The sequence below is a fragment of the Streptomyces sp. NPDC017225 genome (assembly GCF_044331465.1).
Taxonomy (GTDB): domain Bacteria; phylum Actinomycetota; class Actinomycetes; order Streptomycetales; family Streptomycetaceae; genus Streptomyces.
In genome coordinates, this window is sequence record NZ_JBIRNE010000002.1 from 171,250 (window position 1) to 193,989 (window position 22,740).

20 protein-coding genes and 1 pseudogene are annotated in these 22,740 nt (G+C 72.9%); 11 read left to right on the forward strand and 10 right to left on the reverse strand.

The window, feature by feature from the left end:
* Positions 1-34: 34 nt before the first annotated feature.
* Positions 35-1,810 carry a serine hydrolase gene (locus tag ACH4NX_RS04420; protein ID WP_398126998.1) on the reverse strand — a complete coding sequence of 592 codons (1,776 nt, stop codon included), beginning with the start codon at positions 1,808-1,810 and terminating at the stop codon, positions 35-37.
* A 297-nt stretch (positions 1,811-2,107) separates the two neighbouring features.
* Between ACH4NX_RS04420 and ACH4NX_RS04425 the strand changes: the two genes are divergently transcribed.
* From ACH4NX_RS04425 to ACH4NX_RS04440, 4 genes are all read left to right on the forward strand, one after another.
* Entirely contained in the window at positions 2,108-2,350 is a 243-nt protein-coding gene (locus ACH4NX_RS04425) for a DUF397 domain-containing protein (RefSeq protein WP_351398916.1), read from the forward strand.
* A 161-nt stretch (positions 2,351-2,511) separates the two neighbouring features.
* A complete protein-coding gene (locus ACH4NX_RS04430) occupies positions 2,512-3,417 on the forward strand; it encodes a universal stress protein (protein ID WP_351398915.1) in 906 nt (301 codons plus the stop codon).
* A 326-nt stretch (positions 3,418-3,743) separates the two neighbouring features.
* On the forward strand, positions 3,744-4,346 hold the full coding sequence (locus ACH4NX_RS04435; protein WP_398126997.1) for a CGNR zinc finger domain-containing protein: 603 nt from the start codon (positions 3,744-3,746) through the stop codon (positions 4,344-4,346).
* A 58-nt stretch (positions 4,347-4,404) separates the two neighbouring features.
* Positions 4,405-4,902, forward strand: coding sequence for a hypothetical protein (locus tag ACH4NX_RS04440; RefSeq protein WP_055420395.1), 498 nt, complete (start codon positions 4,405-4,407; stop codon positions 4,900-4,902).
* A gap of 9 nt (positions 4,903-4,911) precedes the next feature.
* On the opposite strand, the gene ACH4NX_RS04445 is transcribed toward ACH4NX_RS04440, so the two are convergent.
* Together ACH4NX_RS04445 and ACH4NX_RS04450 are read right to left on the reverse strand one after the other, a co-directional pair.
* Positions 4,912-6,933: an N-acetylmuramoyl-L-alanine amidase gene (locus ACH4NX_RS04445; RefSeq protein WP_398126996.1), complete on the reverse strand. Its 2,022-nt coding sequence runs from the start codon at positions 6,931-6,933 to the stop codon at positions 4,912-4,914.
* Positions 6,934-7,105: 172 nt separating this feature from the next.
* Complete coding sequence (locus ACH4NX_RS04450; protein WP_351398910.1) at positions 7,106-8,248, reverse strand: aminoglycoside phosphotransferase family protein; 1,143 nt, start codon at positions 8,246-8,248, stop codon at positions 7,106-7,108.
* A gap of 288 nt (positions 8,249-8,536) precedes the next feature.
* On the opposite strand from ACH4NX_RS04450, the gene ACH4NX_RS04455 reads away from it, so the two are divergent.
* Complete coding sequence (locus ACH4NX_RS04455; protein ID WP_351398908.1) at positions 8,537-10,045, forward strand: hypothetical protein; 1,509 nt, start codon at positions 8,537-8,539, stop codon at positions 10,043-10,045.
* A gap of 15 nt (positions 10,046-10,060) precedes the next feature.
* Here the strand turns inward: ACH4NX_RS04455 and ACH4NX_RS04460 are convergent, their stop codons facing one another.
* From ACH4NX_RS04460 to ACH4NX_RS04475, 4 genes are all read right to left on the reverse strand, one after another.
* Entirely contained in the window at positions 10,061-11,383 is a 1,323-nt protein-coding gene (locus tag ACH4NX_RS04460) for a PP2C family protein-serine/threonine phosphatase (RefSeq protein ID WP_398126995.1), read from the reverse strand.
* Between the two features lie 272 nt (positions 11,384-11,655).
* Positions 11,656-12,675 (reverse strand): Gfo/Idh/MocA family protein, encoded by a 1,020-nt coding sequence (locus ACH4NX_RS04465; protein ID WP_398126994.1) that lies wholly within the window; start codon positions 12,673-12,675, stop codon positions 11,656-11,658.
* 118 nt (positions 12,676-12,793) lie between these two features.
* A complete protein-coding gene (locus ACH4NX_RS04470) occupies positions 12,794-13,888 on the reverse strand; it encodes a chemotaxis protein (RefSeq protein WP_351398901.1) in 1,095 nt (364 codons plus the stop codon).
* Positions 13,889-14,041: 153 nt separating this feature from the next.
* Positions 14,042-15,646: an alpha/beta hydrolase gene (locus ACH4NX_RS04475; protein ID WP_398126993.1), complete on the reverse strand. Its 1,605-nt coding sequence runs from the start codon at positions 15,644-15,646 to the stop codon at positions 14,042-14,044.
* Between the two features lie 258 nt (positions 15,647-15,904).
* Between ACH4NX_RS04475 and ACH4NX_RS04480 the strand changes: the two genes are divergently transcribed.
* On the forward strand, positions 15,905-16,684 hold the full coding sequence (locus tag ACH4NX_RS04480; RefSeq protein WP_398126992.1) for a chaplin: 780 nt from the start codon (positions 15,905-15,907) through the stop codon (positions 16,682-16,684).
* A gap of 316 nt (positions 16,685-17,000) precedes the next feature.
* On the opposite strand, the gene ACH4NX_RS04485 is transcribed toward ACH4NX_RS04480, so the two are convergent.
* Positions 17,001-17,480 (reverse strand): nucleoside deaminase, encoded by a 480-nt coding sequence (locus ACH4NX_RS04485; protein ID WP_398126991.1) that lies wholly within the window; start codon positions 17,478-17,480, stop codon positions 17,001-17,003.
* 158 nt (positions 17,481-17,638) lie between these two features.
* Here ACH4NX_RS04485 and ACH4NX_RS04490 point away from each other — a divergent pair, with 158 nt between their 5' ends.
* Positions 17,639-18,598, forward strand: a complete 960-nt coding sequence (locus tag ACH4NX_RS04490; RefSeq protein ID WP_398126990.1) for an NAD-dependent epimerase/dehydratase family protein — start codon at positions 17,639-17,641, stop codon at positions 18,596-18,598.
* Between the two features lie 13 nt (positions 18,599-18,611).
* Here ACH4NX_RS04490 and ACH4NX_RS04495 read toward each other — a convergent pair whose 3' ends face one another.
* A complete protein-coding gene (locus ACH4NX_RS04495; protein ID WP_351398890.1) occupies positions 18,612-18,881 on the reverse strand; it encodes a GlsB/YeaQ/YmgE family stress response membrane protein in 270 nt (89 codons plus the stop codon).
* Between the two features lie 171 nt (positions 18,882-19,052).
* Positions 19,053-19,493 (reverse strand): SPW repeat protein, encoded by a 441-nt coding sequence (locus ACH4NX_RS04500; RefSeq protein WP_351398888.1) that lies wholly within the window; start codon positions 19,491-19,493, stop codon positions 19,053-19,055.
* A 201-nt stretch (positions 19,494-19,694) separates the two neighbouring features.
* Here ACH4NX_RS04500 and ACH4NX_RS04505 point away from each other — a divergent pair, with 201 nt between their 5' ends.
* The 4 genes and pseudogenes from ACH4NX_RS04505 to ACH4NX_RS04520 all read left to right on the forward strand — a co-directional run.
* Positions 19,695-19,862: a hypothetical protein gene (locus tag ACH4NX_RS04505; protein ID WP_351398886.1), complete on the forward strand. Its 168-nt coding sequence runs from the start codon at positions 19,695-19,697 to the stop codon at positions 19,860-19,862.
* Between the two features lie 120 nt (positions 19,863-19,982).
* Positions 19,983-21,305 (forward strand): aldehyde dehydrogenase family protein, encoded by a 1,323-nt coding sequence (locus tag ACH4NX_RS04510; protein WP_398126989.1) that lies wholly within the window; start codon positions 19,983-19,985, stop codon positions 21,303-21,305.
* Between the two features lie 220 nt (positions 21,306-21,525).
* Entirely contained in the window at positions 21,526-22,416 is an 891-nt protein-coding gene (locus tag ACH4NX_RS04515; protein ID WP_351398882.1) for a glycoside hydrolase family 19 protein, read from the forward strand.
* A 202-nt stretch (positions 22,417-22,618) separates the two neighbouring features.
* A pseudogene (locus ACH4NX_RS04520) lies at positions 22,619-22,738 on the forward strand (aldo/keto reductase); the annotation flags it as partial.
* Positions 22,739-22,740: the final 2 nt, after the last annotated feature.

Genomic DNA, 22,740 nt, shown 5'->3' on the forward strand with positions numbered 1-22,740 from the left:
GCGGACGACAAGAGGCGACCGCCCGCCCGCCCCGCTAGTCGGCCGACGCCGTCCACCCCACCGCCTCGATCCGCGCCGCGTCCGCGGGGCGCGCGTCGTGGAACAGGACGTCGCCCGCCGCCTCGGCGCGCAGTCCGTCGACATACGCCCCGCGGCCCACGTACAGCCGGTCGGTCGTGTACCGCCAGCGCAGCGTGAGTGCGCGGGCGGTCGGCAGATCGGCCGTCAGCCGGTGCCACGCGCGGCCCGACCAGCCGGTCGCCGACCCGGCCGGATGCCCCAGTGGCGCCCCGCCGCGGCGCTCGGTGGTGAACGGGACGGGCTCCCACGTGGTGCCGTCGTCGGTCGTGCCCTCCAGAACGAGGGCGTCCGACCCGGGTTCGGTGTCCCACCACAGCGCGCAGCGCAACCGCGCCCCGCCGGTGGACGTGTCCAGCACGGGCAGCGTGAGCGTCGCCGTCGTGGCACCCGCCGTCCCGGAGAACCACGCCGTACGCCCGTGCGCGGGACGTACCGGCACGGCCCGCGCCAGGTGGGTGCCGGCCGAGACTCTGGGAGCCGACCCCGAGCGCCAACCGCGCACCGGGTGCACCGAGTTGCCCAGCACCACCAGGAACGAGTCGGTCGTCGGGTCGAGCACCAGCGAGGTGCCCGTGAAACCGGTGTGCCCGGCCGTGCGCGGGGTCGCCATGGCACCCATGTACCAGTGCTGGTACAGCTCGAAGCCGAGGCCGTGCTCGTCCCCCGGGAAATCGGTGTTGAAGTCGGTGAACATCAGCTCCACCGACTCCGGCCGCAGGATGCGAGCCCGGCCGTAGGAGCCGCCGTTGAGCAGCGCGCGGCCGAGTACCGCCAGGTCCCAGGCGCAGGAGAACACCCCCGCGTGACCGGCGACGCCGCCGAGGCTGAAGGCGTTCTCGTCGTGCACCTCGCCCCACACCAGCCCCCGGTCGAGGCCGGACCAGGGCGGGCGGGCGTCCTCGGTGGCCGCGATCCGCGGTCTCCAGGAGGCGGGCGGGTTGTAGCGGGTGCGGTCGAGACCGAGCGGACCGGTGATCTGCTCGCGCAGCAGGACGTCCAGGGGCCGGCCCGTGACCCCCTCCAGCACCAGCTGGAGCGAGATCATGTTCAGATCCGAGTACAGGTACGCCGTGCCGGGCGCACTGACGGGTGCCTCGTCGTAGACGCGCCGCACCCTCTCCTCGTACGTGGGCGCGCTGTACAGCGGGATCCACGCCCGGAAGCCGGAGGTGTGCGTCAGCAGCTGCCGGACCGTCATGTCCTGCTTGCCCGCGCGCCCGAAGCCCGGCAGATACGAGGCGACCGGCGCCTCAAGCTCCAGCGCGCCCCGCTCCAGCTGCTGCACGGCGAGGATCGAGGTGAACAGCTTGGAGATCGACGCGAGGTCGAACACCGTGTCCCCGGCCATCGGGATCTGCTCCCCGGCCGGGAACTCGACACCGGTGTCGGTCTCCTCGTCGTAGGCCCGGTAGCGCACCGCCATGCCGATCGGCTCGTGCAGCGCCACCGTGCCGCCCCGGCCGGCGAGGAGCACCGCGCCCGCGTACCACGGGTGCTCGGGAGAGGGGCCGAGGAACGTCTCGGCGTCGGTGACGAGCTGACGCAGATGGCCCGGGAGCAGCCCGGCGCGCTCGGCGGAGCCGCGCCGCAGAGTGGGGCGGCGGCCCTTGTCCCCGACCGCCTCGGCCGGTCCGGCCGCGAACGGCGCGATGGCCAGGGCACCGCCCAGGGCCAGGGCGCCGGCGCCCAGTTGACGCCGCGTGAATCCGCTCGTCGCCTGTCCGGCCATCGAAGAGCCTCCCGCCACCGAAGCTGAAAGTATCTTTCCCGGATCGCCGTGCGGAGTGAAACTTTCCTGTCAGTGACGGGTCGTGTCAATGGGGCGTGCGATGTGGAGACGCTCCCCGCCCGCCGAGGTCGCCGTCCGGCCGGGCGCCGGGCTGCGGCCACCCGGCCGGCACTGCCGGGTGCGATGGGGGGAAGCACGGCGCCGATCTTCCGGAAGGCACCCGTCACGTGGCCTGTCGGCGGTCGGACCCGGTCGCTAGGCTGACCCGCGGACGACGAAACCGGGAGGAGCACGGACGTGGCCGAGAGCACCACCCAACAGCGCCCGCTCACGGGCTGGGACAAGCCGGAGCTGGATCTCAGCGACGCGCAGTGGCAGTCCAGCAGCCGGGGCCTGGGGGATGTCCAGATCGCCTTTGTCGAGGGGTTCATCGCCATGCGGAACAGCGGCAGCCCGCAAAAACCGTCCCTGATCTTCACCCCCGCGGAATGGGGCGCGTTCGTGTCCGGAGCGCGGGAAGGGGAGTTCGACCTCACGTGAGCGGCCTGCCGGGGAGGTGAGCCGGGTGGCTCCGTCCGGCCGATCCGGGGGTGTCGCACCCCATTTTCCGGACACGCGACCGTGAGCGCCCTTTCGGGCCGACGCCTGAGCGAGGCTGACGCCATGAAGGAGAACAGTCGTACTCCGGAGGTGAGGAACCCATGAGCACCACCCTGCCGGTCATCGCGGCGGTCGACGGTTCGGACGACAGCCTGCGCGCTCTCGACTGGGCTCTCGACACCGCCCACCGGCGCGAGGCACGTCTGCGGGTGGTGCACGTGCGCCAGTACGCCGCCTGGGCGCAGACCGACGTCCTGGTCGCGGGCCCGCCGGACACGGGCGAGGACCCGGTGCTCGACCAGGCCCGCGAGCACCTCCAGGGACGGGCCTTCGCGGTGGCGACGGAGTACGTCGGTATGGAGGGCGTACCGGGCGCCGCCCTGCCGGAACTGGGCACCGACGCCCAGTTGCTGGTGCTCGGCTCCCGGGGCCGCGGCGGCTTCGCCAGCCTGCTGCTCGGTTCTAACGGCCTGGCCGCCGCCCGCGACGCCGAGTGCCCCGTCGTCGTGGTGCCCCGCCCCGGACGCGAGGTCCACGGCGAGGCACCCGACGGCCAGGGGCCCCGGGTGGTCGTCGGCCTGCACGTGGACAGCCCCGACGAGGCCACGCTGTCCTTCGCCTTCGCCGAGGCCGCACTGCGCGGCGCCCGCCTCCAGGTGGTCGCCGCTTACCCGTGGCCGGTGCAGACCTGGGCCGCCGCAGGCCAGATCATGCCGCCGGTGATCGACGAGGTCTCCATCGAGAGCGAGACCCGGGTCCTGGCCGACGGCTTCCTCGCCCCGTACCGGGAGCGCCACCCCGACGTCCGGGCCGAACCGTACGTCCTGCCCGGCGACGCCGCCGGACACCTCGTCGCCGCCTCCCGCGACGCCGAACTGGTCGTCGTCGGCCGTCACCGCCGACGCCTGCTGGCCCCCGCCCGCATGATGGGGTCGGTCACCCACGCCGTCCTGCTGCACGCGGTCTCCCCGGTCGCGGTGGTGCCGCCGGCCCCGCCGGAGGAGTGAGGACGCGTGCGGCCCGCGACTCTGCCCCAAGGGTGACGGGCCCGGGCCCCGGTCGCCGGGCCGGCCGCCGCAGGCGCGGGTCTGCCGGATCCGCGTCGTGGCCCGGCCCGCCGGACCGGGCGCAGACCGAGGCGTACGAGGGAGTGGCCTGCCACAGATACACACAGCTCGCCTGCGCCCCGGGTGTGACGCGGGCTCGGCGCGAGGGCAGGGGCGGGCGGCCGGTCCCCGGCGAGGGCACGGGGCGTCGCCGGTCCCGCGCGTGGCGCCCCGAGGCGTTCCGTGCCCCTGCCTCCCGCGGAACCCGGGTGCCTATCATCGGCCCCATGCAGGATTCGCCCGCCAGTGACACCCGGCTCGCCCTCGACCTCGCGCTGACCGTCCGGCACGACGGGCACGGCGGTGTCGCCGACGACCTGAGCGACCTCGGGGGTCTCACCACCTGGGTCCGGGCCCACCCCGGAATCGTGCCGGACGCCGAGGCCTTCACCGCCGACGAGACCGCCCTGGCCGGCGTCCGCGAGGTACGCGCCGCCGCCCGCGCCCTCTTCGCCCGCACCGTGCGCCCCGGCGCGCCGAGCCCCGCCGACGCCGCCCGCCTGCTGTCCGTCCCCGAGGCCCTGCGGCGCCTGAACACGGCCGCCGCCCGCACACCCGTCGTCCCCGTCCTGGACTGGGCCGACGGCGCCGGACCCGTCGTACGCACGGAGCCCGCGCACGGCGGGGGGCCCGACCTCGCGGCGGCCCTCGCCCAAGCCGTGATCGGCTTCCTCGCGGGACCCGACCGGCAGCGGCTGCGGGCCTGCCACGCACCGCGCTGTGTGCGCTACTTCCTCAAGGAGCACCCCCGCCAGGAGTGGTGCAAACCGTCCTGCGGCAACCGGGCCCGGGTGGCCCGCCACCACGAACGCCGGAAGCGGACCGTGTAGCCCGCCCGGACACCCGCCCGCACGCCGTTCACGGCCCCGGGCCACGTACCATGGCGGCATGTCGTTCCTCCGCCGCCGCAGCGCCACGCCCGCCGGGCCCGACTTCGACGTACTGGCCATGGACCCCGGCGACTGGCCCGGGAACCTGGGCGCCGGCCTGCTGCCCGCGCCCGACGGCAGCTGCCAGGGCGTCTTCCTGCGCTACGACCTGTTCGGCGGCCGCGGCCCCGCGATGATCATCGGCAACCTGCCGACCGGCTCCCCGGCCCGCGAGGTCCCCGAGGGCGAGATCCCGTTCGAGGTCGCCCAGCTGCTGCTGGCGCTGGAGAACGACGAGGAGATCACGGTCGTCGGCGCCGAGGACGTCCCGGTGATGCAGGGCGACAACCTGCTCATCGTGCGCCGCCTCAAGCTCTCCGAGAGCCGGATCTCCTGCGTGCAGTTCGACCGCAGCGACGGCGTCCTGGTGACCATCGCCGCCTGGGACCGCCCCATCACCGACGACCTGTACGCCCTGCTGAAGCCGCTCCCGGCGGAGCTTTTCCAGCAGGGCTGACCGGGCCGGCTACCGCACGGTCGTGAGCGTGACGTCGGCGGCGCGCACGTACCCGACCCGGTGGCCGTACTGGATCTCGTAGTACATGTCCTCGCCGGTCACCACCCGGTGGGAGGCCTCGTCGAAGGTGACCGCGTAGTAGTACTCGCCGGGCACCTTCTCACCGACCACGTACCGCTGCCCCTCGGACAGCCGGTACGGCAGCGGGGACACGGCCTGGGCCGGCACGCCCGCCGGATAGGCGGCCTTCTCCGGGTAGGCGCGTCCGTACACCGGGACGCTCTCCAGGCCCTCCCTCGGGGTGACCACCTCGCCCGAGGCGGGCACCGCCGCCGGGTTCCTCGGCGGGTCGTGGAACCAGGCCTTCTGGCCCAGGTACCAGATGGCCGTCCAGTCGCCCCACCGGTCGGCCACCGCGTACTGCTGGCCCGTGGAGACGCGGGAGGACAGGTCGTTCACCCCGGTCGTCGGAGTGGTGCCCAGGCCGACGTCCTTGATCAGGGGCGCGTTCACGTCGTGGTCGGAGTACAGCCGCACCTCGCTGGAACCGTGCGCCGCGCAGGGCTCGCCCCTGGTCGCGCAACCGGTGTACTCGGGACGGTTGGTGGCGTAGTCGGGGCGGATCGTCACCAGGCCGGACTTCTTGCCGGCGGTCGGCGTGAAGGGGCGGCCGAGGAGCCGGAAGTAGTGCCCCCAGTCCCAGTACGGGCCCGGGTCGGTGTGCATGCCCGGGATCGTCGCGGTGGTCGTGCCGGGGACGTTGCCGTGGCCGAGGATGTGCTGCCGGTCCAGCGGGATGTCGTACCTCTTCGCCAGATACTTCACCAGCCGCGCCGACGAACGGTACATCGCCTCCGTGTACCAGGCGTCCGGGTCCGCCAGGAAACCCTCGTGCTCCAGGCCGATCGACTTCGCGTTGACGTACCAGTTCCCCGCGTGCCACGCCACGTCCTTCGCCTTCACATGCTGGGCGATGTGACCGTCGGTGGAGCGCAGCGTGTAGTTCCAGGAGACGTACGTCGGGTCCTGGACCATGTCGAGGACCCCGTTCCAGGCGCCCTCCGTGTCGTGCACGACGATGTACCGGATGCGCTGGGAAGCCGGCCGGTTCCCCCGGTCGTGATTGCCGTAGTCGCCGTCCCCGAACTGCTCGTACGGTGCCGGGAGCCACTCGCAGGACACCGTCCTCGGGCACTCGGTACCGGCGGCCGAGGACGCGCGCAGACCCGCGCCCGCGAGCTGCGAGACGTCCGGAGTCACGTCGGGGCGGGCGGCCAGGGCGACCCGCTGCCCGGCGTCCGTGGTCCGTCGCTCGCCCGCGCGGATCACCTCGTAGACGTCGTTCGCGTACGCCGCCGCCGTCGCGGAGTCCTCGGCACCCGAGAAACGGGCCACCGCCCCGTACCAGTCGGCCGGGTCCGCGCTGAGCGGTTCGCCCAGTTCCCGCTGGGCCGCGGCGAGCAGCGCGGCACCACCGGACACGTTCGCCGCCGGGTCCTCGCGCAGCTCGTCGGGGCTCAGCCCGGTCAGCTCGGCCGCCTTCGGCAGCGTGGTCAGCCGGGCCGGCAGGACGGTGGGCGGCGCCGTGGCCGCCGGGCGCAGCGGGGCGCGGGCGTCGTCGCCGCGCGGGTCCTCGGCGCCCTCGCTGTGGTGCGAGGCTCCGGCCAGTGCCGTGTGCGCGTCGGTGAGGTGCAGCGGGCCGTAGCCGCCGGTCACGCTCGGCGCGCCGGGGTGCGCGTCCCAGCGGGACTGGAGGTAGGAGACGCCGAGCAGGACGCTCTGCGGCACCTGGTACTCGGCCGCCGCGGTGGCGAACGCGCGTTGGAGGCGGTCCGGTCCGGGCGGGGCGTCGGAGGGCCGGGCGGCGGACGGTGCCGCGCCGAGCAACGGCAACAGCAGTGCCGCGGTGGCCAGGGCGGGCACGACGGGGGAACCTCGCAAAACGGCCTCCTGTGACGGTCGGGCGTGGCGGGGCGTGCGGGGCCGGGCGTGGGTCAGTGGTACCCGGCGGTCCGACGATCCGTCAATCATGCCGTCCTTACGGAGATTCCCCACGTCAGCCGGGGGCGGGCGGGTTTCGCGGCGGCGGCTCACGGGCCTGCGCGGCGTCAGTGGCGTACACCAATGATCACTGCGAGGATCAGGGCGCACAAAATCCGCGGTGCGCCTCCGAAGGGCACACCGCGGACCGTCGGCCTTCGTGTCAGCGCGTGCCGACCGCCGCGCGCACCGCCCGACGGGCCATCTGGCAGTCGTCGTGCAGCCGGCGCAGCAGCAGCCGCTGTTCCTCGCCGGACGGCGCGGCACCCGGGTGGGCCGGCGCCGACGGTGCCGGGACCGTGTCGTGCATCGAACGCTGCACGGCCGTCTCGTACGTACGGATCTCCCGGGTCAGCACCAGCATCAGGTTCACCAGGAACGCGTCGCGTGCGGCGGTGCCCGGCGACTGGGCGGTCTGGCTGATCTGGCGGCGGGCCGCCGGGGCGTCACCGAGGACCGCCCACAGGGTCGCCAGGTCGTAGCCGGGGAGATACCAGCCCGCGTGCTCCCAGTCCACCAGCACTGGACCGGCCGGTGACATGAGGACGTTGGACAGCAGTGCGTCACCGTGGCAGAACTGGCCCATGCCCTGGCGTCCGCCCGCGTGGGCGATGCCGTGCAGCAGCTTCTGCAGGTCGCCCAGGTCCCGGTCGGTGAGCAGCCCCAGCTCGTGGTACCGGGAGATCCGGGCCGCGTAGTCCAGCGGGGCGTCGAAGGTGCCGGCCGGCGGCCGCCAGGCGTTGAGCCGGCAGAGGGCGCCGAGCGCCGCTCTGATGTCCGCCCGCGGCGGGGCCTCCAGCGGGTGCCGCTGCAGCGCCGCCACCCGCCCCGGCATCCGCTCGATCACCAGCGTGCAGTTGTCCGGGTCCGCTGCGATCAGCCTCGGCACCCGCACTGGGGGGCGGTGCCGGACGAACGAGCGGTATGCCCCTATCTCGTGCCTGATCCGCTCCGCCCACGCGGGGGAGTGGTCCAGTAAGCACTTGGCGACCGCCGTGCTGCGCCCGGTCGTACCGACCAGGAGCACGGACCGCCCGTTGCGGCGCAGCACCTGCACCGGGGCGAACTCCGGGCAGATCCGGTGCACGGAGGCGATCGCCGCGCGCAGTTGGGCGCCTTGAGGGCCGGACAGGTCGATTCTCCCGCTGAGCGGCTGCGTGCCGGGGCCCGCGCCGTGCCGCGCCCTGCCCGCCCCGAGCACCGGGGCCGCGGGACGAGCGGGGGCGAGATAGGGGCCGCCGCCCGCCGCCGGGCGGGGGTGCAGCGAGCGCTGCGGGGCGGACACGGAGGACGATGCTGCGTACATGGGCGAGACAGATCCCTTCGTGTGCCTGCTGTGCCTGCCTGAAGCGGTGCCCGACCGTTGCGTACGGAAGGGAACGCTTTCTGAAAGCCGTCGCGCCGCCCGCCCGGCCGCCCGGGGGCCACCCTGGGGAGTAACCCCGCGGCGACCGGGTCGGGGTGGCGCATTCCTACCTGACACCCGGCCGGCCGTGGCACACCATCTGGCGCACCCTGGCGAACGGTGGCGAATAGTCGCCCGGCAACCCGCACGGGGCTACATTCAACTCAGCCGAGAACCTGGGGGCTTGACGTGAGCGGCGAACCCAACACGCGTCTGACGGACCTGTTCGGCCTGGCCGGCTGGTCCAAGGGCGAGCTCGCGAGGCTGGTCAACCGGCAGGCGGCGGCCATGGGCCACCCCCAGCTGGCGACCGACACCTCGCGGGTGCGGCGGTGGATCGACATGGGAGAGATCCCGCGCGATCCGGTGCCGCGGGTGCTGGCGGTTCTGTTCACCGAGCGTCTCGGCCGTGTCGTGACCATCGAGGACCTCGGTCTGGTCCGGCACGGGCGTGCGGGGAAACGGTCACGCGGCGGGAGCGAGGAGCATCCCGACGGAGTGCCGTGGGCGCCCGAGCGGACTGCGGCGGTCCTCACCGAATTCACGGGAATGGACCTCATGCTCAACCGACGCGGCTTGGTGGGCGCGGGCGCCGCGCTCGCCGCGGGATCCGCACTCAGCGACGCCATGCACGACTGGCTGCACACCGACCCGGCCCTGGCTGCCGACGCTCCCGACCTCCACCATCCCCTGCACGCCGACCCCGCCGGGTTCGACCGCTACGAGGCAGCCCCCATCGGGTCGCAGGAAGTGGAGGAACTGGAGCGCTCGGTCGAGGTGTTCCGCGCCTGGGACGCCGCCCGTGGCGGCGGTCTCCAGCGCAAGGCCGTGGTGGGCCAGCTCAACGAGGTGGGAGGCATGCTCGCCTACCACCACCCACCCCATCTCCAGCGACGCCTGTGGGGCGTCGCCGCCAACCTCGCCGTCCTCGCGGGCTGGATGTCGCACGACGTCGGCCTGGAGCCCACGGCCCAGAAGTACTTCGTCATCGCCGCCCACGCCGCGCGCGAGGGCGGGGACCGGCCCCGGGCCGGCGAGGCGCTCTCCCGGGCGGCCCGTCAGATGGTCCATCTGGGCCGGGCCGACGACGCGCTCGACCTGATGAAGCTCGCCGAGTCCGGTTCCGGCGAGGAGGTGCTGCCGCGCACCAAGGCCATGCTCTACACCATCGAGGCCTGGGCCCAGGCCTCGATGGGCAAGGGCCAGGCGATGCGCCGCACCCTCGGGCGGGCCGAGGACCTCTTCGTCTCCGACAAGGCGGACGTGCCGCCGCCGGACTGGATGCAGACGTTCAAGGAGGAGGATCTGTACGGCATGCAGGCCCTGGCCTACCGGACGCTCGCCGAGTTCGAGCCCGGGGCCGCCGCACACGCGCAGCACTACGCGGAGAAGGCCCTGGCCCTGCGGATCGACGGCCGCCAGCGGTCGAAGATCTTCGACTATCTGTCCATGGCCTCCGCCTGCTTCATCGCCGACGACCCCGAACAGGCGGACCGGTACGCGCGCCTCGCCCTGGTGTCGATGGGGTCCAACTCCTCCCAGCGGACCTGGGACCGGCTGCGTCAGATGTACCGGCTCACCGCCCAGTACGCCGACTATCCGAGGATCCAGGAACTGCGCGAGGAGATCGAACTGGCGCTGCCGAAGAACAAGCCGTCCAAGGGAAAGGGGAGGGGCGGCAACACCGCTCCGGCATAGCGTGCGACGCGTCGACTAGGACGTCACCCGGGCCATCAGCACGCAGGCGTCGTCCCGGCCCAGGTACTCGCCGCACTCTTCCGTCACGAGGCGTACGCCGTCCTGTGCCGACTCCACCTGGGTCAGCCGGGGAGCCAGGGGCAGGAGTCGCCGCACGTCCGCGGGCGCGAGTCCGCCGGTGTACAGGAGCAGCAGGTCGCCGGCTCGGAGGGTCGTCCCGGCCTGTCCTTCCAGCTCGCGCCCCGTCCCCTCGCGGAACAGCAGCGGGACGGGGTGTCCGGCGTGCGCCCACGTCAGCGTGCGGGTGTGGGGCCGGTAACCGCAGTACAGGGCGGAGCGCACGGGTGGCAGCGCGGCGTCCTCGAGTAACCGGTCGACGCGCTCCGGGAGTTGACCGGGTCGCGTGCCCGCCGTCGCCAGGCCGCGCAGGGCGCCTATCAGCACTGTCGGGCCCTGGGCCCCCTCGGCGCCCGGACCGGCGAGGTCACCGACGCTGAGCAGGGTCTCGTCGCCGGCGAGGGGGCACGCGTCGTACCAGGCGCCGCACCCGGGCGCGTGGGACCGCGACGGCAGGTACCCGGCGGCCAGGTCCAGGCCCGGCCGCCCCTGGTGCGGGAACCGCAGGAGGCCGTGCCAGGGTGGCGGCACGGCTTCCCGCGGTTCGACCGCGGCCCGTTGCCCGGCGTCCGCGGGCAGCGGATGGCGGCCGAGCGAGTCACGGGTCTCGCTCACCGCCCGCTGACTGCGGCGCAGTTCGCTGACGTCGCGCAGTACCGCCCACATCGAGGCGGTACTGCCGTCGGCGTCGAGCACGGGCTCGCCCATCATGTGAACGGTGCGTACGGTGTCGTCGGGGCGTACGACGCGGAACTCGCCGTCGATGGGCCGGCCGTCGACGAGGCAGTCCGTGACCATCGCGGTCAGCTTGGGCCGGTCCTCGGCGAGTACCAGGGACGGGAGTTCGTCGAGGCTGAGCGGGGCGGCGGTGTCGTCGAGGCCGAGGATGTGGAAGAGCTCGCCGGACCACTCCGCCTCGTCCGTCAGCAGGTTCCACTCCGCGCTGCCGACCCGGCTGAGCAGCGAACCGGGCCGTGGCGCGGGCGCCGGTCCGTCCCGGAGCTGCGCCAGGTGCTCGTCGATGTCGCTGAGTTGGTGCAGCGCCAGGTCGTACAGGGCGCGCTGCCAGCGTCCGCGGGGGTCCGTTCCGTCGTCCTGGCTGCCTCGCCGTACCGCGTCCACGTCGCCCCTCAGCCGCCGCGCCTGAGATATCAGGGACTCGACCGAGCCGTGTCCCGGTGGCTGGGCGGCCGGGTGGTCCGCGGAGAGATGGGACGACATGACGCACTCCGATGTGCTGACGGTACGACCAGGGCGGAACCGAGGCTGGCGGAAGGACCGCTACGACTGTTGCACAGCCCGCGACGCCCCGTAAGGGATTTGGCGACACACGATACGGTGGTGCTCCTGGCATATGCCACAGTCTTCCCGGAGTGGCTTGGGGACCCGAACGGCGTACGCGAAACCATGGGCAAGTCGTAGGGCTCGTACGGGACTTGACGGGGGCCGGGGCCCTTCGGTGTCGTCGACCTGGTGTTCGGTGAACCCCTGTTCTAGGACGGGCCGAGCGGTGCCGGGCGGGGTGCCAGTTCGACGGGTGTGCGCGCTCCCGTCTCCAGGGCCCGTACACCGGCCTCGGCGACCGCGGAGGCGGCGTACCCGTCCCAGGTGCCCGGGCCGGTGACCCGGCCCCGCCGGGTGGCGTCGACCCAGGCCCGCACCTCGCGGTCGTAGGCGTCCGCGAACCGTACGAGGTAGTCCTGCGGCACCTCCTCGCGGGCTCCGCCCCCCGCCGTCACCACCATGCTGTGCGCGTCGCCGATCCGGGCGCTGCCCGCCTCGCAGACGGCCTCGCAGCGCACCTCGTAGCCGAAGCCGCAGTTGACGAAGATCTCCACGTCGACCAGCGCGCCCCCCTCGGCCTCCAAGAGCACGAACTGCGGATCGAGCAGCCCCTCGGGCGCCCCCGCGGACGGGCGCGGGCGGAGCACCGTGACCGCGGTCAGTTCCTGCCCGAGCAGCCAGCGGGCCGCGTCGATCTCGTGCGTGACGGAGCTGGTGACCAGCATCGACGAGGTGAAGTGCGACGGGGAGGACACGTTGCGGTGGACGCAGTGCAGCATCAGGGGCCGGCCCAGCCGCCCGCCGTCCAGCAGCGACTTGAGCTGCCGGTACTCGGCGTCGTACCTCCGCATGAAGCCGATCTGCGCCAGCCTCCGGCCCAGCCGCGCCTCGGCCTCCACCACACGCAGCGCGCCCGCGGAGTCCGGCACCATCGGCTTCTCGCACAGCACCGGCAGCCCCCGCGCGAAGGCGGCCAGCAACGCCTCCTCGTGCACCTCGCCCGGTGAGGCGATCAGCACCGCCTCGACGCCCGGCGCGTCGAGCGCGGCCTCGGCGTCGGTGTGCACGACAACGCCGTCGATTCCGCCCACGGCCGCCTCCGCCCGCTCGGCGTCGGGATCCGCCACCGCGGCGACCCTGGCGCCGCTCACCACCTCGTCGAGGCGTCGTATGTGATCGGCGCCCATGTGCCCCGCGCCCAGGACCGCCACACCCAGAAGATCGCTCACGCTCCGCCGGCTCCTTCCCCGTCCGCCGCACCACCCGCCGAGGAGCGGGTACGTGTACGGCGAACAGGGTTTCATGGTCGTCAAGAGGGGCGGAGTCCCCGGGCCGGGGAGGCGGGCGTCAGTACCGCAGCACCCCCGCGATACCGTCCGCCTCCCCGAGCGCGCCGTCCGGCACGAATCGGACGTCGGCACCGGTCTGAAGGCACTGCTCGACGATCTCGTCCACGATGTCCTCGCGGGCGTCGAGGTCGCCGCCGTCCGCCGGCACCAGATGCTCGCCGTCGTCGCGCACGGTCACCCGGAAGTTCTCCTCCACGGCGAGCAGCCGTACGCGGCCGGTGCGGGCGCTCTCCCACAACTCGTCGACGCCGGCGGCGAAGTCCTTGCGCCCGCGGGCCGCCTCCAGCTCCCTGGCCACGGCCTCGACCCAGCCCCGCGCCTCGTCGTCGAGCACCGGCCGCACCGCCTGCCACACGGCCTCGGCCGTACCGTGCGCGAGGCCGCCGTGCGGGACGGGTACCGCGTCCCGCACAGCGCTCCCGGCCTCCTCCAGCAGGGACAGCGCGGCCTGCGGACCGGTGACGTACAGCGGCCGGGGGTGCGCGCGCAGGACCCTGCCCATCGCGGCGTCGGCCTCGCGCAGGAACCGGCGGGTGCCCTCGTCCCGGAAGGTGCTCGGCGCGTCACCGATCCGTTCCTGGCGCTCTGGGTCGAAGTTCTCCGGAGGCCGGTCGAGGGGGAAGCCACCGGTGCGGTCCTCGACGACCCGCCCCGCGCCGCCGCTCCACAGCGTGACGCGGTCGGCGGCGACCGACAGCACCCAGAACGGCCGCTCGGCGGCCTGCGCGGCGACGAGGTTGCGGGTCAGGAAGGTGTCCGACAGGACCACGCGCTCGGGCACGGAACGGGCGAGCGTCCAGACCTGGTGCTCGCCGGGGGCGGCGAAGAGGGCCAGGCCGTCCTCGGCGTACGTCAGGTCGACCTCGGCGAGGGCCCGGTCGAGTTCCCGGGAGACCTCCATACGCCGTTCGCGGGTGACCGCCGGATCGTCCTCCAGTTGTCTCTTGGCCTCGGCGACCACGTTGCGCAGCCGGACGGGGTCCTGGGTGTTGTCCGGTTCGCGGCGGTGCGTCGGCGTCAGTACGGACACGGCCGGGTACGGGCGGGGGCGCCGCAGTTCGGCGAGGGTGACGGGACTCAGATCGTGCTCCATGTCAGCACGATAGGACTGATGGGCGTATCAGGCATTCGGAGCAAATCGCCTGCCGGTCCGACCTGGCCGGTCCCGTCCGTCGTGCGGTTCGATCGTCCGGTCCGGTCATCCGGTCCGGTCATCCGCTCCCGTCGTCCGGACCAGCCGTCCGGATCAGTCGTCGTCCTGGGAGGTCCGGGAGGCCTCGGGGCCGCAGGAGCTGCCGTCGGGCGGCAGGGTGCCGTAGAGCAGGAAGTCGTCGACCTTGCGATGCACGCACTCGGAGGACGCGTAACCGGTGTGCCCTTCGCCCTTGTTGTCGAGAACCACGGCCGAGGGGCCGAGCCGCTCGGCCGTCTCCACGGTCCAGCGGTACGGGGTGGCCGGGTCGCCCCGGGTGCCGACCAGCAGCATTTTCGCGGTGTCGAGGTCCTTCACGTCGTCCCGGACGAAGTCGGTGCCCTTGGGCCGGCCGTAGCACATGAGCACCTGGGTGAGCCGGTACCGGCCGAAGACCGGCGAGGCCTCCTCGTACCGTGCGCGCAGTCGGCCCAGGGAACCCGCGACCCGGTCGGCGGTGGGACGGTCGGGGTCGTCGGCGCAGTTGATCGCCATCAGGGCGGCCGGCAGATTGTCCATGGGGACGTCCTCCTGGTCGGTGAGCCCGCCGCCGGCTTCCGCCGGGCCCCGCGCGCGGACCGGGAAGGTGACGCCGCCGGACACGAAGCCCTCCAGGCCGCGCGTGTCACCGTCCTCGAGCAGCTGGGCGAGCGCCCGCTCCAGCGTGGGCCACAGCTCCCGGCTGTACAGCGCCTGACCGATGGCGCCCACCATGTCCTGTCCCGAGAAGGGCTCGCCGAAGCCCGTCGGAACCGGGTCGGAGTCGAGCGAGGCGACGAGCTGGACGACCTGCCGCCGGGCGGCCCTGGCGTCCTGCCCGAACGGGCAGGTGATGCCCTCCACGCACCAGTCGAGGAAGTTCTCCAGCGCGGTCTGCTGCCCCCGCGCGCCCGCCAGCCCCTGCTCGGTCAGCGACTCCGTCAGCGTGTCCACCCCGTCCAGCACCATCCGGCCGACCTTGTCGGGGAACTGGGCGGCGTAGACCGCGCCCAGGCGGCTTCCGTAGGAGAAGCCGAGGTAGTTGAGCCGGTCGTCGCCGAGCGCCCGGCGCATCACGTCCATGTCGCGGGCGGCGTTGACCGTGCCGATGTGGGGCAGCACGGGACCGGAGTGCTTCGCGCACTCGGCGGCCGCGTCCCGCAGGCGCCTGAGCACGTCCTTCGGATCGGTGAGCTCCTCGTCCCCGTCCGTGGCCTCCATGATGTCCAGCGTGGCCGGGCCGCAGGTGACCGGCGAGGACCGGCCGACGCCGCGGGGGTCGAAGGTCACCACGTCGTAGCCGTTGGTCAGGTGCATGAAGTCCTTGCCGCCGGCGGAGAGTTCGTTCACCCCGGAGCCGCCAGGCCCGCCGAAGTTCAGCAGCACCGAACCACGCGAGTCACCGGTCGCCCGGTACCGGGCGAGGGCCACGTCGAGCGTTCCCGCCTTGGGCCGGTCGTAGTCGAGGGGGACGGTGACCTTCCCGCACTGCAGGTCCTTCGGCGCGTCCATGCCCTCGCACGCCGACCAGGTGATCCTCTGGTCGTAGAACCGGGACAGGCCGGGCGCGGGATCGTCCGCGGTCGCGGCGGGCAGTCCCGCGCCCAGCAGGGCCAGCCCGAGCGCGCCGGTGACCGCGCAGCGCCGGACCGAGGGCCGAGTCGACAGCTTGGCCAGCATCGATGCCTCCCGGACGCCCCGTCGCGGACCGGTGGTCGGCGCCCTCGATCACCATAAGCGGGTCCAGTGGACCTCGCCTGTGGACCGTCTCTACGAGGGAACGGAGGGTTACGGCGGGCGTACGGGCTCTGCCGCTTGTTCGACAAAATGGCCACTCGATGGAGTGAAAGGCCTATAAGCCATAACTCGGATGGTGCGTCCGCGTTTTAACCGGTGCGGGCGAGCGCCCGTGATCATGTGTGGAAGGCAGGGAACCGCATGAGAAGGGTTACCCGAAACGGAGTGCTCGCCGTCGCCGCCTCCGGCGCGCTGGCCGTGACGATGCCGGCGTACGCCGCGTTCGCGTCCGACGGCGCCGCCGCGGACGGATCCGCGGCCGGCTCGCCCGGGCTGATCTCCGGCAACACCGTCCAGCTCCCGGTGAACGCGCCGGTCAACGTGTGCGGGAACACGGTGAACGTGGCGGGGCTCCTCAACCCGGCCGCGGGCAACAGCTGCGCCAACACCGGGGGGAGCGGTACGGCGCACAAGGGGACGGGCGCTTCCGCCGGCACCGGCGCGTCCGGCACGGGCACGTCCGGCACCGGCACGTCCCGCACCGGCATGTCCGGCGGCGCGGTCGCCGAGGGCGGCGCCGAGGACTCGCCGGGCGTGCTCTCCGGCAACGGGGTGCGGCTGCCGGTCCACCTTCCGGTGAACGTCAGCGGCAACAGCGTCAACGTCGTGGGCATCGGCAACCCGGCCGTCGGCAACGAGTCGGTGAACGCCTCCGGCGAGGACCCCGGGCCCGAGCGGCCTCCGGTGAGGCCGGAGCCGGAGCCTGAGTCGGAGCCGAAGCCGAAGCCGGAGCCGTCCGTGCCCGAGAAGGAGCGCGCCCAGCCGGAGCCGGTCCCGCACGGCGTCTCACCACAGGCGTCGGCGTCCCTCGCCCACACCGGTGCGGACCAGATCCTGTCCGCTCTGGCCGGTGGCGCCGCACTCGCGCTGGGCGGAGCCGTCCTCCACCGGCGGTTCCGGCAGCCGGGGGCCGGGGCCTGACCGAGCGTGGGACGACCGTCCCGGGGCGCCGGACAACACTCCGCCGGGACGTTCCGCTACGCCGCGGAAGCGGGGGGCGTCGCGGGGCCACGCGCGGCGTCGGGAGGGACACGTGGGTGTCGCCGGGGCGGATGCGGCGGCGGGCCACGCATGGGGCGCCGAAACACGGGTGGCGTCGCGGGGGACACGTGTTGGCGTCGCCGGGACAGGGGCGGCGTCGGCGGGGCCTGTCCGCCTTCGCCGGCACGCGTTCACCTTCGCCGGTACCTGTCCGCCGACGCCCGGTGGCCTCGTCCGCGATCCCCTCCGCCCGGCTTCACGCCTCGTGGAACCGGCGGTGCAACGCGCGGACCTCGGCGGTCAGTTCCGGTACCGGGCCCTCCACGGTCACACCGGGCGCCACCTCGTGCACCGCCAGCGTCCGCACCGGCGGCGCGGGGACGCCCAGTTCCGCCAGCCAGCCCACGAGCTGCTCCGACGAGGCGACGTACACGATGCGTCCCAGGCCCACCCAGGCGTGCGCGGCCGCGCACATCGGGCAGTGCTCGCCGGAGGTGTACACCGTGGCGGCGGCCCGCTCGTCGGGGGTGAGGTGGGCGGCGGACCAGCGCGCGAGCTCGAACTCCGGGTGACGAGTGCGGTCGCCGGAGGCCACGCGGTTGTGGTCCTCGGCCAGCACCGTGCCGTCCGCGCCGACCAGGACCGACCCGAACGGCTCGTCGCCGGCCTCCAGTGCCTCGCCCGCCAGCTCCACGCAACGGCGCAGGTGTGACAGTTCGGCGTCCTTCACGACCATGCGCACGGCCCTCCTCCACGACGTGATCTCCCCCGCAGCCTACGCCGCCGACACATTGCGATGGCATGTCGCGGGAGTTAGAGTCTCTAACTATGGCGAGAGTCGTTAGTGGCGCTCTCGCCGACCAGCGCAGAGATCTCGAAGTGAAGGGGACCGCCATGTCCGCAGCCATCCCGCAGCCGCATGTCCCGCACGTCGTCCTGGGATCCGGCCCCGCCGGTACCGAGCTCGCTCGTGAGCTGGTACGCAGGGGGCATCCCGTCCGTCTCGTCGACCGGAGGGGCGAAGGTCCCGGGATCGAGGGCGTCGAGCGGTTCGCCGCCGACGTGAGCACGGTCGAGGGAGCCGGGGCCGCGATAGGCGACGCCGCCGTCGTGTACCACTGCGTCAACGTCGCCTATCACCTCCAGACCGAGCTGATGCCGTGCGTCCAGGAGGCCGTGCTGGCCGCCGTCGAGGCGAGCGGGGCCCGGCTGGTCGTGCTCGACACGCTCTACCCGTACGGGCGGACCGGGGGAGCGGTGATGACCGAGGACAGTCCCTGGCGGGCGACCGGCCGCAAGGGACGGATGCGTGCCGAGCTCGACGAGCGGTATCTCGCCGCGCACCGGGCCGGCCGGGCTCGTGTGGTTCTCGGTCGCAGCGCCGACTTCGTCGGTCCCGGCGTGCTCAACTCGACCCTCGGTGCCGCCGTCTTCCCGGGCGCGCTCACCGGCGGTGACGTCCCGGGGCTGGGCGACATCGACCTGCCGCACAGCTACACCGCCATCCGGGACGTGGCGGCCGGCCTCGCGACGCTCGGTGAGCGCCCCGAAGGTGACGGCCGTGTGTGGCACCTGCCCACCGCCCCGGCCGTCAGCACACGCGAGATCTACACGATGATCGAGAAGCGGGTGGGCCGGCCGCTGAACGTCGTGGTGCTGACGGAGCCCCGCCCCTTCGGCCCGTTCGACGAGCGTTTCATGGCCGAGTACGCGGAGATCTTCTACCAGCACACGGAGCCCCAGATCGTGGACTCCACCGCCTTCGAGCAGTTCTTCGGGGTGACCCCGACGCCGCTCGTGGAGACCGTGGAGACCACCGTGACCTGGTACGAGCAGTGGCTCGGGAGCCGGTGACGGTCCCGCGTCCTCAGCGGCGCGGACGCGGTCGTGACCGGTCCAGCGCGGCCACGCCGAGTGCGGCCAGACCGATCTGGATGAGCCACTCGACCCAGTCGACGCCGTTGGTGTCGGCCACGTCGAAGGCCGCCGCGACCCATGATCCGATCAGCGCGGCCAGGATGCCGACGCCGATCGTCCACAGCACGCCGATGCGCTGACGGCCCGGGACGACGAGTCGGCCCAGGACGCCGATGACGATACCGATGACGATGGCACTGATGATGCCGCCGATTTCCATCTTCGCCCCTTCGTGTCAAGACCCCCGCGGTAGTGCGTGTGCCCGCTGCGGGCGGGTGCAGTCCGCGGAAGGCTTCGGGGCGTGCGGCTTCGGGGGCGTGCGCGAGCCGGCCCGCGTTGTGCGGCCCGGCTCGTGGCGTTCCCTTCCCCGTGCGTCCGGGGTCCCGTGTGTCTAGGGCTTGCGCATGCTCTTCGCCGCCGTGGCGGCGCACACCGTCCCCAGGGCCAGGGTCAGCGCGCCGATGATGATGTTGTTCCAGATGACGCCGGCGTCCGGGCTCGTGCCGACGATCCACGGCGAGATGATCATCCAGATGCCCATCGCGCACATGGCCCCGCTGAGGCCGTACATGCGGTCCGGGGCGCGGGTGAATCCCAGGGCCAGCAGGCCGATGGCGATTCCTATGATCAGGTTGTGGGCCACGAGCGAGGGCTGGCTGGTGGTGAAGTGGAGTATCCACGGGGACACGGCACAGTAGAGGCCGAGCAGGAACACCGGCCCGTCCACGAGTGCCACGTCCCGGCCACCGAGCATGCGGGCGTAGCGTGCCTGCATTTCCGGAGCGTCGGGGTGGCTGGTCATGTCACCTCGGGTGTGCGAGACGTTGGCCATGAGTCGTCTCCTTCGACTTGCCGGGCCGACCGCGTCTGGTGCGGTGTGCGATTACGCGGTATATGTCCATTCTGCTCTTATTTCTCCCTTATGTGTAGTCGTAGCCGGACTGGACATGTCCACGCGGATCGCGGGCAGGTGTGGAGGTGGGAGAGCGCGTGCGAGCGTGCGGCGGACGGGACGGTGGAGGTGACCGCCACTATGGGCGCGAAGGTGTTGGAGCGGTTCCCGGCGGGATCGCCGCGCGGGTCGTGGCCCGCGGAGGAGTGCGCCGCGCGCCGTCGTGCGCGGGGTGAGTCCGCGACCGTCGTGATGGACCTGGAGTCGGACGCCTTCCTGGTGGTCGTCCAGGCCCGCGACGAGAGCTGAACGCGGGGAATGTATTTCGGTGTCTGAAAGGTTGGCAATTACATCCAGTCGTCCGGCGTGTCCGGCACGGCCAGTCGTCCAGCCGACCTCTTCACCACCAGCGCACCAGCGAGGCACCCCTTGAACCACCCCGCCCCCGAGCAGCCCGTCGACGTCGTGGCCCGTCTGCGCGCCACCTTCCGCACCGGCCGTACCAAGCCCGTCGAGTGGCGCACCGCACAGCTGCGCCGGCTGCGCGCACTGCTCACGGAGCACGGCCCCGACCTGGAGGCGGCGCTCCACGCCGACCTCGGCAAGAGTGCCGCCGAGGCCCAGCGCACGGAGATCGGCTTCACGGTGCGCGAGATCGACCACACCCTCGACCACCTCACCGACTGGCTGCGCCCCGAGCCCGCCCCCGTCCCGGCGCACCTCGGCGCCGACGCCACGGCCTGGACGCAGTACGACCCCCTCGGCGTCGTCCTCGTCATCGCCCCCTGGAACTACCCGGCCCAGCTCCTGCTCGCACCGGTGGTCGGCGCCCTGGCCGCGGGCAACACGGTGGTCGCCAAGCCGAGCGAGCTGGCCCCGGCCACCTCCGCGGCACTGGCCCGCCTGCTGCCCCAGTATCTTGACACCGAGGCCGTGGCCGTCGTCGAGGGCGGGATCCCCGAGACCACGGCCCTGCTCGCCGAGCGCTTCGACCACGTCTTCTACACCGGCAACGGCACCGTCGGCCGCATCGTGATGCGCGCCGCCGCAGAGCACCTCACCCCGGTCACCCTCGAACTCGGCGGCAAGTCCCCGGCGTTCGTCGACCGTGACGCCGACCTCGACCTCGTCGCCGCCCGGCTGGCCGGCGGCAAGTTCCTCAACGCGGGCCAGACCTGCGTGGCCCCCGACTACGTGCTCACCGACCCGGAGACCGCCGCCGCCCTTGAACCGGCGCTGGCCCGAGCCGTCGAGGGTCTGTACGGCGCCGACCCGGCGCGGTCGGCGGATTACGCGCGGATCGTCAACGAGCGCCACTTCGACCGGCTGACCGGCCTGTTGGACTCCGGCCGGGTGGTCGTAGGCGGTGACAGCGACCGTACGCGGAAGTACATCGCGCCGACCGTGCTCGCCGACGTGGCTCCCGAGGCGCCGGTGATGCGCGAGGAGATCTTCGGCCCGATCCTGCCGATCGTCACCGTGCCGGGCCTGGACGAGGCGATCGATTTCGTCAACGACCGCGACAAGCCGCTGGCCCTCTACGTCTTCAGCGAGTCCGACACGACCCGGGAGCGGTTCGCCGCGGAGACGTCCTCCGGCGGCCTCGGCCACGGGCTGCCGCTCGCCCATCTCACCGTCTCCGACCTGCCCTTCGGCGGAGTGGGGGAGAGCGGCATGGGCAGTTACCACGGCCGCTACTCCATCGAGACGTTCAGTCACCGCAAGGCGGTCCTGAAGAAGCCGCTGAACTGAGCGGCCCGACCGTCCCACGCCAGCCCGGCCGAGAACCGGCCGGGTTGAACTGGTCTACACCCTTGACTGGTACATACCAACGCGGTTGAGTGTGCCTCGAACCCCCCACCACGGCCGCCCCGCACGCCGTGGCCGGTCCGGCCGGCACGCGCGCACAAGGCTCCGCTCCGCCCTGCCCCTGCGACGGGAGCGGCCGTGCTCCGCCGAAGGAGGCAGATCCGTGTCGAGGCGCCGTATATCCGCTCTGGTGACCGTGCTCGCCCTCGCGGGAGCCGTGCCCGTGCTCCTGCCCGCCACCGAGGCGTCCGCCGCCTCGTGTTCCAGCTACCCGGCCTGGTCGGCCGACGCGAACTACAACACCGGCGACATCGTCCGCTACACCGACGGCAAGGCCTACCGGGCCGAGCACGCCAACCCGGGCTACGACCCGCTGATCAGCACCTGGTACTGGGAGCCGTACGCCTGCGACGGCGGCTCGGAGACTCCGGTCGGCGACTTCGTGGTGTCCGAGGCCCAGTTCAACCAGATGTTCCCGGGCAGGAACTCCTTCTACACCTACAGCGGCCTCACCGCCGCGCTCAGCGCCTACCCCGGCTTCGCCGACACCGGCAGCGACACCACCAAGAAGCAGGAGGCGGCGGCCTTTCTCGCCAACGTCAGCCACGAGACCGGCGGACTCGTGCACATCGTCGAGCAGAACACCGCCAACTACCCGCACTACTGCGACTGGGGCCAGTCCTACGGCTGCCCGGCCGGCCAGGCCGCCTACTACGGACGGGGCCCGATCCAGCTCAGCTGGAACTTCAACTACAAGGCCGCGGGCGACGCGCTCGGCATCGACCTGCTGAACAACCCCTGGCTGGTGCAGAACGACGCGGCCGTCGCCTGGAAGACCGCCCTGTGGTACTGGAACACCCAGTCCGGGCCGGGCAGCATGACCGGGCACAACGCCATGGTGAACGGCGCCGGCTTCGGCCAGACGATCCGCTCCATCAACGGGTCCCTGGAGTGCGACGGCAAGAACCCCGCGCAGGTGCAGAGCCGCGTCTCCAAGTACCAGCAGTTCAGCCAGATCCTCGGCGTCTCACCGGGCGGCAACCTCTACTGCTGAGCCACGCCGGGTGCGCGCGAGACTCCACCGAGGGCCTCGGAAGCGATCACCGCGGAGTCCGCGGGCACCTGACATCCCGGCGACCCGCCCGCCCACCGCGTCGGCTTCGGCCCGATGCGGTGGACGGGCGGCGCCGCCTTCCACCTCGGCCCGCCGGGCGACCGCGAGCCCCGGCAAGATCCCGACGACACCCTCCGGCTCCGCGCGGGCGAGGATCGCCTGGACCCCGCGCCAGGGCCCGAACGTCCTGGCCGTCCCCGGTACCGGCGATCCCGGCCGTCTCACCGAGGACGTCGCGGCGGGCGCCCTGCGCCTCACCGACGG

Bases quoted from the DNA above. Each gene is read 5' to 3' on its own strand.
- ACH4NX_RS04505 (WP_351398886.1), top strand. From the start codon at position 19,695: ATGGGCGCGAAGGTGTTGGAGCGGTTCCCGGCGGGATCGCCGCGCGGG.
- ACH4NX_RS04460 (WP_398126995.1), bottom strand. From the start codon at position 11,383: ATGTCGTCCCATCTCTCCGCGGACCACCCGGCCGCCCAGCCACCGGGA.
- ACH4NX_RS04480 (WP_398126992.1), top strand. From the start codon at position 15,905: ATGAGAAGGGTTACCCGAAACGGAGTGCTCGCCGTCGCCGCCTCCGGC.
- ACH4NX_RS04490 (WP_398126990.1), top strand. From the start codon at position 17,639: ATGTCCGCAGCCATCCCGCAGCCGCATGTCCCGCACGTCGTCCTGGGA.
- ACH4NX_RS04445 (WP_398126996.1), bottom strand. From the start codon at position 6,933: ATGATTGACGGATCGTCGGACCGCCGGGTACCACTGACCCACGCCCGG.
- ACH4NX_RS04500 (WP_351398888.1), bottom strand. From the start codon at position 19,493: ATGGCCAACGTCTCGCACACCCGAGGTGACATGACCAGCCACCCCGAC.
- ACH4NX_RS04495 (WP_351398890.1), bottom strand. From the start codon at position 18,881: ATGGAAATCGGCGGCATCATCAGTGCCATCGTCATCGGTATCGTCATC.
- ACH4NX_RS04475 (WP_398126993.1), bottom strand. From the start codon at position 15,646: ATGCTGGCCAAGCTGTCGACTCGGCCCTCGGTCCGGCGCTGCGCGGTC.
- ACH4NX_RS04450 (WP_351398910.1), bottom strand. From the start codon at position 8,248: ATGTACGCAGCATCGTCCTCCGTGTCCGCCCCGCAGCGCTCGCTGCAC.
- ACH4NX_RS04430 (WP_351398915.1), top strand. From the start codon at position 2,512: ATGAGCACCACCCTGCCGGTCATCGCGGCGGTCGACGGTTCGGACGAC.
- ACH4NX_RS04420 (WP_398126998.1), bottom strand. From the start codon at position 1,810: ATGGCCGGACAGGCGACGAGCGGATTCACGCGGCGTCAACTGGGCGCC.
- ACH4NX_RS04485 (WP_398126991.1), bottom strand. From the start codon at position 17,480: ATGGTCGTGAAGGACGCCGAACTGTCACACCTGCGCCGTTGCGTGGAG.
- ACH4NX_RS04440 (WP_055420395.1), top strand. From the start codon at position 4,405: ATGTCGTTCCTCCGCCGCCGCAGCGCCACGCCCGCCGGGCCCGACTTC.
- ACH4NX_RS04435 (WP_398126997.1), top strand. From the start codon at position 3,744: ATGCAGGATTCGCCCGCCAGTGACACCCGGCTCGCCCTCGACCTCGCG.
- ACH4NX_RS04470 (WP_351398901.1), bottom strand. From the start codon at position 13,888: ATGGAGCACGATCTGAGTCCCGTCACCCTCGCCGAACTGCGGCGCCCC.